Source organism: Intrasporangium sp. (assembly GCF_040414665.1).
In the GTDB taxonomy this organism is placed as follows: Bacteria; Actinomycetota; Actinomycetes; order Actinomycetales; family Dermatophilaceae; genus Intrasporangium.
In genome coordinates, this window is record NZ_JBEDUL010000087.1 from 1 (window position 1) to 11,270 (window position 11,270).

General features: G+C 68.8%; 14 protein-coding genes and 1 riboswitch. Of the genes, 8 read left to right on the forward strand and 6 right to left on the reverse strand.

Translation table 11 applies throughout. The features are described 5' to 3' along the window. The coding region (locus ABF401_RS09765; protein ID WP_502908213.1) for a M23 family metallopeptidase at positions 1 to 413 on the reverse strand (413 nt) is incomplete at its 3' end. A 395-nt stretch (positions 414 to 808) separates the two neighbouring features. Here ABF401_RS09765 and icmB point away from each other — a divergent pair. Then, a complete protein-coding gene (gene icmB, locus ABF401_RS09770) occupies positions 809 to 1,207 on the forward strand; it encodes a coenzyme B12-dependent isobutyryl CoA mutase small subunit (protein ID WP_353509360.1) in 399 nt (132 codons plus the stop codon). 51 nt (positions 1,208 to 1,258) lie between these two features. Here the strand turns inward: icmB and ABF401_RS09775 are convergent, their stop codons facing one another. Further along, positions 1,259 to 1,894 carry a hypothetical protein gene (locus tag ABF401_RS09775; RefSeq protein WP_353509361.1) on the reverse strand — a complete coding sequence of 212 codons (636 nt, stop codon included), beginning with the start codon at positions 1,892 to 1,894 and terminating at the stop codon, positions 1,259 to 1,261. After that, positions 1,891 to 2,397 carry an RNA polymerase sigma factor gene (locus ABF401_RS09780; RefSeq protein WP_353509362.1) on the reverse strand — a complete coding sequence of 169 codons (507 nt, stop codon included), beginning with the start codon at positions 2,395 to 2,397 and terminating at the stop codon, positions 1,891 to 1,893. The genes ABF401_RS09775 and ABF401_RS09780 overlap by 4 nt, the downstream gene beginning before the upstream one ends. Before the next feature lie 203 nt (positions 2,398 to 2,600). Here ABF401_RS09780 and ABF401_RS09785 point away from each other — a divergent pair, with 203 nt between their 5' ends. From ABF401_RS09785 to sucD, 4 genes are all read left to right on the forward strand, one after another. Further along, entirely contained in the window at positions 2,601 to 3,113 is a 513-nt protein-coding gene (locus ABF401_RS09785; protein WP_353509363.1) for a superoxide dismutase family protein, read from the forward strand. After that, positions 3,113 to 3,670, forward strand: a complete 558-nt coding sequence (locus tag ABF401_RS09790; RefSeq protein WP_353509364.1) for a hypothetical protein — start codon at positions 3,113 to 3,115, stop codon at positions 3,668 to 3,670. The genes ABF401_RS09785 and ABF401_RS09790 overlap by 1 nt, the downstream gene beginning before the upstream one ends. 187 nt (positions 3,671 to 3,857) lie before the next feature. After that, positions 3,858 to 5,057, forward strand: coding sequence for an ADP-forming succinate--CoA ligase subunit beta (gene sucC / locus ABF401_RS09795; protein WP_353509365.1), 1,200 nt, complete (start codon positions 3,858 to 3,860; stop codon positions 5,055 to 5,057). A gap of 42 nt (positions 5,058 to 5,099) precedes the next feature. Then, positions 5,100 to 5,993 (forward strand): succinate--CoA ligase subunit alpha, encoded by an 894-nt coding sequence (gene sucD / locus ABF401_RS09800; protein ID WP_353509366.1) that lies wholly within the window; start codon positions 5,100 to 5,102, stop codon positions 5,991 to 5,993. A 126-nt stretch (positions 5,994 to 6,119) separates the two neighbouring features. Here the strand turns inward: sucD and ABF401_RS09805 are convergent, their stop codons facing one another. Next, positions 6,120 to 6,821 (reverse strand): polysaccharide deacetylase family protein, encoded by a 702-nt coding sequence (locus ABF401_RS09805; RefSeq protein ID WP_353509367.1) that lies wholly within the window; start codon positions 6,819 to 6,821, stop codon positions 6,120 to 6,122. A gap of 189 nt (positions 6,822 to 7,010) precedes the next feature. Between ABF401_RS09805 and ABF401_RS09810 the strand changes: the two genes are divergently transcribed. Then, complete coding sequence (locus ABF401_RS09810; RefSeq protein ID WP_353509368.1) at positions 7,011 to 8,243, forward strand: cell division protein PerM; 1,233 nt, start codon at positions 7,011 to 7,013, stop codon at positions 8,241 to 8,243. Here the strand turns inward: ABF401_RS09810 and ABF401_RS09815 are convergent. Further along, positions 8,200 to 8,598 (reverse strand): hypothetical protein, encoded by a 399-nt coding sequence (locus tag ABF401_RS09815; protein WP_353509369.1) that lies wholly within the window; start codon positions 8,596 to 8,598, stop codon positions 8,200 to 8,202. The two genes, ABF401_RS09810 and ABF401_RS09815, sit on opposite strands and share 44 nt — an antisense overlap. Positions 8,599 to 8,659: 61 nt before the next feature. Between ABF401_RS09815 and purN the strand changes: the two genes are divergently transcribed. Further along, positions 8,660 to 9,292, forward strand: a complete 633-nt coding sequence (purN, locus tag ABF401_RS09820; RefSeq protein ID WP_353509370.1) for a phosphoribosylglycinamide formyltransferase — start codon at positions 8,660 to 8,662, stop codon at positions 9,290 to 9,292. A 1-nt stretch (position 9,293) separates the two neighbouring features. Then, positions 9,294 to 9,370: riboswitch (ZMP/ZTP riboswitch) on the forward strand. Between the two features lie 37 nt (positions 9,371 to 9,407). After that, the gene (gene purH / locus ABF401_RS09825; RefSeq protein WP_353509371.1) at positions 9,408 to 11,003 is read left to right on the forward strand and encodes a bifunctional phosphoribosylaminoimidazolecarboxamide formyltransferase/IMP cyclohydrolase; all 1,596 of its coding nucleotides are present in this window, start codon (positions 9,408 to 9,410) and stop codon (positions 11,001 to 11,003) included. Between the two features lie 125 nt (positions 11,004 to 11,128). Here the strand turns inward: purH and ABF401_RS09830 are convergent. After that, on the reverse strand, positions 11,129 to 11,270 hold a 142-nt coding region (locus tag ABF401_RS09830), incomplete at its 5' end, for a ring-opening amidohydrolase (protein ID WP_502908214.1).

The window sequence follows — 11,270 nt, forward strand, 5'->3', positions numbered from 1 at the left end:
GTGCCCGCGGGTGCGGCAAGGTCGTCGCCCGCGTGCAGCCGCCCCCAGCGCACTCCGTACGGCGAGGTGAACCGGTAGCCGTCATCCAGCGGCAGCACCCAGGCGTCCGGGGCCTGCTGGGTGAGCGTGGTGGTGAGGCCGCTGCTGCGGTCGTTGTCCCGGGAGGCCCGGTCGGCCGCGTCGGCCCGGGCCGCGAGCTGGGTGGCGGTCTGCGAGTCCACCCCGAGGTTCTTCAGGGCGGCGGGGTCGACGTCCTTGGCGTTCGGCATGGTGGCGCCGGCCACCCCGGCGACCACGCCCGCACCGACGAATGCCGTGGTGACGACCGCGGTGTACCGACCGCGCGAAGGGGAGGGGGCGCGTCGCCGGCCGCGATAGCGGTCATGCTCATCAGGCAAACGGTCCTGACGCACGCATACCCTCCGTCGTTGGTTGCATTGCGACCGCCTCCCGCCGGGTGGGGGTACCCGGGCGGCGGTGGCCGCGCCGTCATTCGGATGAAGCTCGAAAGACAACCGCTGGACACCGTAGCCAACCCGTAATGCGCGCCACAAGTCGCCTCGCCAAAAAGCCTCCGGCAAGTGTGACTGAGCGTTATGGATTGCCGGATTTAGTCATCATTTGTACGCTCGGTAGCAGTCACAATGAGTACGGTTGGCGGTACACCCTGTGGCGACAATATCTCACGCAAAGTCAGCAACTCGTTACTTTAGAGAACTGCCCGCGGTGCCTTCGAGTGGGTTACCGTTCGTTAAGGTAATTGCGGCCGGCTTCAGCACGGGTAGGTAGCGGCAAAGGTGGGATGCGGGTGAGCTCTCGGATTCGAGTAGTGGTGGCCAAGCCGGGGCTGGACGGGCACGACCGCGGGGCGAAGGTGGTGGCCCGGGCGCTGCGCGACGCCGGCATGGAGGTCATCTACACCGGGCTGCACCAGACGCCGGAGCAGATCGTCGAGGCGGCGATCCAGGAGGACGCCGACGCCATCGGCCTGTCGGTGCTCAGTGGCGCGCACCTGACGCTCTTCGCCCGGGTCGTCGAGCTCCTCAAGGAGCGCGACGCGAGCGACATCCTCGTCTTCGGCGGGGGGATCATCCCGGACGGCGACATCCCCCAGCTCGAGGAAATCGGTGTGGCCAAGATCTTCACCCCCGGCGCCACGACGCACGAGATCGTCGACTGGGTCCGCCAGAACGTCACCCCTGCCTGAGGCCCGGCAACCGAGAACCCCGCACGGAGCCGGCCAGGCGGACGAGGCGCGTCAGGGGCGGTCCCCGACCCGCTCGCCATGCCGGTCGACGCGACGGTTGAGGGAGAAGAGCCGCCCGAGCACCGGCATGAGCACGATGTTGAGGCCGTGCAGCACGCCGATGATGAGCAGGATCCCGCCGATCCGGGCCACCTCGTAGGTCAGCTGCTCCGCCGTCACGAGCTCCGTGATGGCGTTGCCCCAGTTCAACTCTGGCGCGAACCGCACGGTGAACATGATGTAAGCGGCGAAGATCAGGTAGTACACGACATCGGTCAGGACGATGTAGCTCTTCCCCGTGAGCGGGTTGTCGTGGAAGACGTCGGCGGCGTAGGCGCGACCGAACCGTTTGATGAACGGCCCGAGCCAGACGGCGATGCCGACGAGCGCGAGGTTCGTGGCGAGCTCGAGGATCCACCAGGGCATGTGCAGTTCTCCGTTCGAACGTGGGGTGAGGACGAGGACGAGCGTGGTTGCGGCCGCGACTCCGGCGACCCAGGCCGCGACGTCCCGGCGCAGCCGGCGCCGCCGCGCCTGGTCGTCGTGGACCGAGTCGAGGACCCGGGCGAAGAGGTCGGGGGAGGGCGGGGGAGGGGCGGCTCCCACGGGCCTGAGCGCATCCTCGATCAGGTGCTCGATATCGCTCATCGCTTCTCCTCGAGGATGGTTGCGAGGGCTTTCAGTCCCCGCTGCAGATGGGTCTTGACCGAGTTGACCGACAGGTCGAGGCCGTCGGCGATCTGGGCGGGCGACATGTCGTAGTAGTAACGGAGCGTCAGGCAGTCGCGCTGCCGGCCAGGCAGCTCGCGGAGCGCGTCGATGACGTCCTGCCGCCCACTCCGCCCCAGCGCCGCCTCCTCCGCCGACGGCTCGTCCTCGACGGCAGCCGGGTGGTGCCTCAGGGACACGAGGCCGCGCCGGTTGTGATCCCGGGCGAGGTTGATGACGATCGAGCGCAGGTATGCCGCTGACCTCGCTTCGTCGGTGATGCGCGCCATGTTCCGGCTGAGTCTGATGAACGCCTCCTGCACCAGGTCCTCCGCCGCCGTCTTGTCGTCGACGTAGAACCGGGCCAGGTGCAGCAGCGAGGGAGCCTCCGCGTTGAACAACGCGGCGGCTCGGCGCTCGAAGTGGTCGGTCTCCGTGGCCACGTGGCCCTTCACGGCACCCACAAGATAGGCATCCATCACCTCGACAGACGATCGACGAACAGGTCCGGGTGACAACGAAAGTCGAGGATTTCCTCACCCCCGGGCCTGTCACCCCCAGGCCGCGGACACTCGTCAGCCAAGTGTATGAACCACACCACGGAAGGGTGCAGAAAGCCATGAATCGCAACAGAATTCGTGGGGGGATGGCTGGACTGCTGGCGTTCTCAGCAGCCATGGCTGTCGGATCGACGGCCATCGCGGCGGGAGCGGTCATCAATCGGTTCTCCGACCCCCTTCGCGACTACGACACCACCTCGGCCGGCCCGTTCGACGCGGCGACGGCACGCCTCCAGCTCGTCGGCCACGGAGCCGGCACGACCGCGGTCCTCCACGTCCGCGGCGTCGACCGCAGCGTGTCGGGGCGCACGTTCGGGGCGCACCTGCACAACGGCGCCTGTGGAACGGACCAACCGCTCCTGGCAGGCGGCCACTACAACCACGATGCCCACTCCGGGGCCCCGAAGGTCGTCATCTCAGACCAGACCGAGGTCTGGCTCGACGTCACCGTCGACGCCTCGGGCGCAGGGAACTCGAACTCGGTGGTGCGGTTCACGCCGACTGCCGGGGCCCGATCGGTCGTCATCCATGCCAAGCCGACGGACCCGGCCACCGGTGGCGCCGGTGACCGACTGGCCTGCCTGCCGGTGGAGTGGTGATGCGCGCCCTGGTCGCCGGCTTCGGCCGCTGGTTCGTGATGGGCGTCGCCTGGGGCGCCTTCGCCCGGCTCTTCATGCGCCTCATCTCCACCTCGCCCGAGTTCTCCTGGGTCGGCACCGGCATGATCCTTGCCTTCGCCGGCCTCTTCTGGGGGCTCATCGGGGTCGTCGTCGCAGCCCGGGCCGCGGGCCGGACCCGGTGGTGGCGCCTCGCCCCAGTGCCCGGACTCATCCTCTTCTCGGGTGCGGGCCTGTTCCTGCTGCCAGGTGCGATCGCGGTCGGTCTGGCGCTGTTCGTGCGGGACCTGAGAGCGCGACTGGCCCTTGTCGCCGTCGTTTCGGCAGGGATGTACGCCGTCATCAAGCTGCTCGAGGACGACACTCTGCTCGGGCCCCGGACGCAGACGCTGGGCAACGTCCTCATCGTCGTCGCGACGGTCTGGGCCGGGGCCGGCTTCCACCTGTGGTGGCGGCGCTGGACGCCCGACTCGACGCCTGCCACAGCGACAGGAGAGGGGGCCGTGGCAGCAAGCCCAGCGGCATACGGCATCAGCTGAGCGCATCGGGGGGACGCAGCCGCCGGGTCCAATGGCCCGGCGGCTGCGGGCGTCCATGCTACTGCCCGGTCATTGAGATCGCGGTGTGATCTTCGTCCGGTCGGGACGTTGGCGGGTTCTGGCACCAATGTGCAGGGGTCTAGAGTCCGAGGGACACTCCGAATCGACGACGAGGACGGACTCACCCGTGGATCTCTTCGAGTACCAAGCGCGCGACATGTTCGAGGCGCACGGCGTCCCGGTTCTGGCGGGCGCCATCGCCACCACCCCTGACGAAGCCCGCGCTGCGGCCGAGCAGATCGGCGCCGGATCCGGTGGCGTGACGGTGGTCAAGGCCCAGGTCAAGACGGGCGGTCGCGGCAAGGCAGGGGGCGTCAAGGTCGCCAAGTCCCCCGACGAGGCGAGGTCGCACGCCGAGCAGATCCTCGGGATGGACATCAAGGGACACACCGTCCACCGCGTGATGATCGCCGGCGGTGCCCGCATCGCCGAGGAGTACTACTTCTCGATCCTGCTCGACCGAGCCAACCGCAGCTACCTCGCCATGTGCTCCAAGGAGGGCGGCATGGACATCGAGCAGCTCGCCGTGGAGCGTCCGGAGGCCCTCGCGAAGATCGAGGTCGACCCCAACGTCGGCGTCGACGACGCCAAGGCCCAGGAGATCGTCGACGCCGCCGGCTTCGACGAGGCCGACAAGCAGGGCCTCAAGGACGTCATGAAGAAGCTGTGGACGGTCTACCGCGACGAAGACGCCACGCTCGTCGAGGTCAACCCGCTCGTCAAGACCGAGGAGGGCCAGTTCATCGCCCTCGACGGCAAGGTGTCCCTTGACGCCAACGCTGCCTTCCGGCACCCGGACCACGCGGCCCTCGAGGACAAGGAGGCCGCCGACCCGCTCGAGGCGGCCGCCAAGGAGAAGGACCTCAACTACGTCAAGCTCGACGGCTCGGTCGGCATCATCGGCAACGGCGCCGGCCTCGTCATGAGCACCCTCGACGTCGTCGCCTACGCCGGAGAACAGCTCAGCGGATCAACGGGCGGTGACACCATCAAACCCGCCAACTTCCTCGACATCGGCGGTGGCGCGAGCGCCGAGGTCATGTCCAACGGCCTGCACATCATCCTGTCCGACCCCCAGGTCAAGGCGGTCTTCGTCAACGTCTTCGGCGGGATCACCGCCTGCGACGAGGTGGCCAAGGGCATCGTCGGCGCCCTCGACGCGCTTGGCGACGAGGAGGACCGCCCGCTCGTCGTGCGACTCGACGGCAACGCCGTCGAGGAGGGCCGGCGCATCCTGGCTGAGCGCAACCACCCGCGCGTCATCATCGAGGAGACCATGGACGGCGCCGCCCGCAAGGCTGCGGAGCTCGCCGCCGCCGCGAACTGACCGTTCGAGACAGCACAGACAACGAAGGAAGAGGCTTTCTCCATGTCGATCTTTTTGAACGCTGACTCGAAGGTCATCGTCCAGGGCATGACCGGGTCCGAGGGCATGAAGCACACGCAGCGCATGCTCAAGTCCGGCACGAACATCGTTGGCGGCGTCAACCCGCGCAAGGCGGGCACCAAGGTCGAGTTCGAGGACGGCGTCACGGTGCCGGTCTTCGGCACGGTCCAGGAGGCCATGGACACGACCGCCGCGAACGTCTCGGTCATCTTCGTCCCGGCCGCCTTCACCAAGGCCGCCGCCGTCGAGGCCATCGACGCCGTCATGCCGCTCGTCGTCGTCATCACCGAGGGCGTGGCCGTCAAGGACACGGCGGAGTTCTTCACCTATGCCCAGTCCAAGGGCACGACCCGGATCATCGGCCCGAACTGCCCGGGCCTCATCACGCCGGGGGTCTCCAATGCCGGCATCATCCCGGCCACCATCTCGGGCGGTGGCCGCATCGGGCTCGTCTCGAAGTCGGGCACGTTGACCTACCAGATGATGTACGAGCTGCGTGACTTCGGCTTCTCGACGGCCGTGGGAATCGGCGGCGACCCCATCATCGGCACGACCCACATCGACTGTCTCGAGGCGTTCCAGAACGACCCCGACACCGACGCGATCGTCATGATCGGCGAGATCGGCGGCGACGCGGAGGAGCGCGCTGCGGACTACATCAAGGAGCACGTCACCAAGCCCGTCGTCGGCTACGTCGCCGGGTTCACCGCTCCGGAGGGCAAGACGATGGGCCACGCCGGTGCCATCGTGTCCGGCTCGTCCGGTACCGCCCAAGCGAAGAAGGAGGCCCTCGAGGCCGCCGGTGTCAAGGTCGGCAAGACGCCGTCCGAGACCGCGGGCCTCATGCGCGAGATCATGCAGGGCCTGAGCGCATAAGGACCGCAGCACTGCATCCTTCAGGCGGCGGCCATCCCTTTTCGGGGTGGCCGCCTCCGTCATTGATGCCGTATGCCGCTGAGCTGGCCCCCGCACATCGCTCCCGTTGCCGGGGGCTGGGTCTGGTCAGCAGGCCATCAGCCCGAGGACATAGCCGCGGGCGCGGAGCCTCGGGATGAGCAGGTCAAGGGCCGCGACGGTCTGGGAACGGTTGCCGCCACCGTCGTGGAGCAGGATCCGCGAGCCGTCGCGAACGTTCGCCAGGACGCGGTTGACGATGGTCCAGGTGCCCGGGCGTGACCAGTCACGCGGGTCCACGGTCCAGAGGATGTGCCGCTGGCCGCGGTTGGCGATGATGGTCTGGATCCGGGAGTTCGTGGCGCCGTAGGGCGGTCGGACGCAGCGCGGCCGGTAGCCGAGCGCCGACTCCATCTTGTTCAGCTGCCAGATGACGGAGCTCGTCGACAGCGTCGTGAGGTCCGGGTGGCTCCAGGTGTGGTTGCCGATCTTCATCCCGTAGCTGCGCAGGTTCCGGGTGATGGACGGGTAGTAGGAGATGTTCTGCCCCAGCTCGAAGAAGACCGCCTTGACACCGTACTTGCGCAGGATCGCGAGGACCTTGGGCGTGTAGGTCGGGTTCGGGCCATCGTCGAACGTGAGGTAGACCGTGCCGGCGTAGGCGACATGCGTGAGGTCGACCTCGACCGGAGAAGCGGCCGACGGTGGGACCGTCTGCGGTGACGCGACGTTCGCCGGCATTGAACCGCCCAGGACAACGAGGAGCCCTGCGACAAGAGTCAGAACCAGACTGAATAGTCGGTTTCTCATGGCACCCCCCTCTCTCTGATATCTCCAGTGTGCGAACGCGTCGCGGAGTGCGGTAGGGCACTTGGTCCCGCCCAAAGCCAGGGCCGTGTCGCTCGGCGTGGGTGCTCGCTCCGGGGACGCCCTCTTGTGACGATGGAGGCACCGACCCGAGCCCCGTCTGGAGTGAGTCAGCTGTCCAACCCGCCGCACGTGTCCGCGACCTCGCGCGCCCGCTCGGCTGCGATCCGCCTGGGGGTGCTCGCCGCGATCGGCACGTGGGCCGTCGTCATCCTGCCCGCACTCGTCGGCTGGCTCGCGGCGCCGGAGGGGAGCCTCGGCTGGTTCTCGGCGGTGCAGGTCGGCACCGCAATCTGGTTCGCCGGCCACGGCCAGTCGATCGGCGGCAGCGGGGTGACCATCTCGCTGACGCCAGTCGGCCTCTTCCTCCTCTTCGTCTATGTCACGACCCGGTGGGGCCGGCGCCTCATCGGGACCGAGCGTGCTCGGGTATCCCGGCTGGAGTGGGCTCGGGTGGCGAAGTTCGGCGTCGTGCCGGGGTTCGTCATCGGCTACATCGGTGCGGCTGCCGTCTTCTCGCTCCTCACTCTCGGTGGGACGGTGACGCCCGGCGTCGCGGCCGTCCCCGGCACCGCGCTCGTCCCGGTTGCGGCCCTGGGCTACCTGCTGGTCCGACCTGGCGAGCCGGACGCACCGGGCGTGGTGCGAGGCTGGTTCAGGCGCGGCCCGGCATGGCTCTCCTCCGCCTGGGGGATCGGCTGGCGTGGGGCCGCCCTCCTCTTCGGCGTCGGGCTGGCGGTCGCCGTGATCCGCATCCTCGTCAGCCTGGGCGAGGTGCTGCGGATCCACGAGGAGTACGGGCTCAACATGGCTGCCGGGGCGATCGTCGTCCTCGCCCAGGTCCTGCTGCTGGGCAATGCCGCGACCTGGGCTCTCGCCTTCCTGGCTGGTCCCGGGTTCTCGATCGCGGTCGGCTCGGTCATCTCGCCGGCGGCCGCGCATCCCGGGCTCATGCCGCTCGTGCCGGTTCTCGCGGGCCTGCCTGACGAGGCTGACTATCCCACCGCGATGTACGCGGTCGTCCTCATCCCGTTCCTGTGCGGGGTGGTCATCGGCCGATGGGTCGACCGTGAGCTCGAGTTCTTCGGCAACACCCGTGCCCGGCTCCTCGCCACCTCGGTGTCAGGAGCCATCGCCGCGGGGGCGATTGGACTGCTCACCGCGCTCGGCAATGGGTCGATCGGCGTCGAGCGGCTCGCCGCTGTTGGCGCGTCCGTGCCTCTGGTCGTCGGCGCCCTCCTGGTCGAGGTTGTTGCAGGCGGCCTCCTCTGGGCCGGCTGGCGGGCCTGGCAGGAGCGAGGCGGCACGGCGGCGGTGACCGCTACTCGAACAGCAGGCGGCTCCCGATCGGGCTCTGCTCCCTGAGCTGCTCGCAGGCGCCTCGGGCCTGCTGCGTCTGGGCTGACTCGACGCAGCTCTCGTACGCGCTGACGTCGGCGTAGAAGACCAGCTGCATGGCCAGCGTCGACAGCATGAGCGCGACGATCCCCAGCGTGATGGCTGGCCAGATCTTCTCCCGGCCGCTGCGGTGGGCCAGGAAACGGAGCAGCCGGACCGTGAGCACGGCGGCGAGGACGAAGGGGATCGCGGCGACGAACCGCTTCGGCAACGGCAGGTACATCGCGATGATGCCGAGCAGCACGAGAACCGTCACGGGAAGGGTGCGCTTGGCCTTCTCACGGGCGAACCCGACATCCCGCCGCTCGTCTTGACTGCTCACCGTCCCATCCTCGCCCATGAGAGCTCGCGGTCACACGACGGGTCGCGGCTAGACTCCGCGCGTGGCGTTTGAGGTCCCCGCACCGAGCGGCCGAGTCGACATCGCCGTCCTCGTGTCGGGGTCGGGGACTCTGCTCCAGGCCCTCATCGACGCTGCGAGCGACCCGGCGTACGGCGTGCGGATCGCGGCTGTCGGCTCGGATCGGCAGTGCAGCGGGCTGGAGCGTGCCGACCGAGCCGGCATTCCGAGTTTCGTCTGCCCCCCGGCGCAGTTCCCGTCCCGCGCCGAATGGGATGCCGCGCTGGCCGAGCGGCTCCGCGAGGTGCGGCCCCGCTTCGTCGTCTCCGCCGGCTTCATGCGGATTCTCGGCGAGCGTGTCCTCTCAGAGCAGACGGTGATCAACACGCACCCTGCCCTGCTGCCGAGCTTCCCGGGCGCCCATGGGGTGCGCGATGCCCTGGCGTATGGCGTCAAGGTGACCGGGACGACCTGTCACGTCGTCGACGCCGGTGTCGACACGGGACCGGTCATCGACCAGCGCGTCGTGGCTGTGGCAGAGGACGACACGGAGGAGTCCCTGCACGAGCGGATCAAGGTGCAGGAGCGGGCCATGCTCGTCGACGTCGTCCGCCGGCTGGCCCACGAGGGCTTCACGGTGGAGGGACACCGGGTCCGCCTCGGCGTCACGCGATAAACTCGCCACACACGACTGGCGCAGGTGGGACACCACCAGGGAGTGAACGCCGGGGCATCGCCCGCCTGGGTGCTCCCGGAACCTGAAGCCCTTCCAATCAGCGCAGGAGTCAGCCATGCCCGACGGTCGCCGCCCGATAGAGCGTGCACTCATCTCCGTCTATGACAAGACCGGTCTCGAGGACCTTGCGAGGGCGCTGGACTCGGCCGGTGTCTCCATCGTCTCGACGGGATCGACAGCCCAGACCATCGCCGCCCTGGGGATCGCGGTCACGCCGGTCGAGGAGCTGACCGGCTTCCCCGAGTGCCTCGAGGGCCGGGTCAAGACGCTGCACCCCAAGGTGCACGCCGGGATCCTCGCCGACACCCGCAAGCCGGACCACGTCCAGCAGCTGGCCGACCTCGGCATCGAGGCGTTCGAGCTCGTCGTCGTCAACCTCTATCCCTTCCGCGAGACCGTTGCTTCCGGCGCGAGCGACGACGAGTGCGTCGAGCAGATCGACATCGGGGGCCCCTCGATGGTGCGGGCCGCAGCCAAGAACCACCCCAGCGTTGCGATCGTGACGAGCCCAGCGGCATACGGCCAGGTGGTCGACGCGCTGGGAGCCGGCGGCTTCACGCTGGCCCAGCGCAAGCGGCTGGCGGCGGAGGCCTTCGTGCACACGGCGAGCTACGACACCGCAGTCGCGAGCTGGATGCAGGAGTATGCCGGTGCCACGAGCGACGGGTTCCCCACGTGGATCGGTGGCGACTTCACCCTGGCCGCCTCGCTCCGCTACGGCGAGAACCCGCATCAGCGCGCCGCTCTCTACCGCGATGGAACTGCCGGCGTGGCCTCGGCGGAGCAGCTGCATGGCAAGGAGATGTCGTACAACAACTATGTCGACACCGAAGCAGCGGTCCGGGCAGCGCACGACCACGGCGACCAGCCCACGGTAGCGATCGTCAAGCACGCCAACCCTTGCGGGATCGCCGTCGGCGAGACGATCGAGCAGGCCTATTCGCGGGCGCACGCGACAGATCCGGTATCCGCGTTCGGCGGAATCATCGCGACCAATCGGACGCTGACCGCAGCCATGGCGCGCGAGGTCACGGAGGTCTTCACCGAGGTCGTCGTCGCCCCTGACTTCGAGGATGAGGCGCTGTCGATCCTCAAGGGCAAGAAGAACATTCGGATCCTTCGAATGCCCGCTGACGAGGCAGTCCGCACCGCCTCGATGGAGTCGCGTCCGATCTCCGGGGGGCTACTGATGCAGGGCGTCGACCGGGTCGCGGCCGTGATGCGGGACGAGACGGGGGCGATAACCGGCGGCGACCGCGCCGACCACTGGCGGCTCGTCTCCGGTGACGCAGCCGACGCAGCGACGTTGGCGGATCTGGAGTTCGCGTGGCGGGCCATTCGTGCGGTGCGGTCCAACGCCATTCTCCTGGCCAAGGACGGGGCAGCCCTCGGCATCGGCATGGGGCAGGTCAACCGAGTCGACTCGTGCTACCTCGCCGTGCGTCGAGCAGGTGAGGACCGAGCCCGCGGTGCAGTCGCGGCGTCCGACGCGTTCTTCCCGTTCGCCGACGGGCTGCAGATCCTGCTCGATGCGGGGGTGCGAGCCGTGGTGGCCCCGGGTGGTTCGGTCCGGGACGGCGAGGTCATCGAGGCAGCCCGGGCGGCGGGCGTCACCATGTACTTCACCGGAACCCGCCACTTCGCCCACTGACTCCAAACCCAACCCCCCTTCCTGCAACACACCGAGCAGGCGCCAACCCCACACGGATATTTCCGTCGAGGCTTGGAACCTGCTCGGTGTGAGGCGTCGGGTTCGGAGTCCGGCCGAGAGTCAGGTCAGGCCGATGGCGTCCATCGGTAGCCGGCCGGCTCGCCCTCGCCGAGGTCGACGATGGCCGCGACCGGCCCACCGCCATCCGGACCCTGGTGAGCAGCTGACACGGAGACGAACACGGCCGGGTCGCCCGTCACGGCGGCA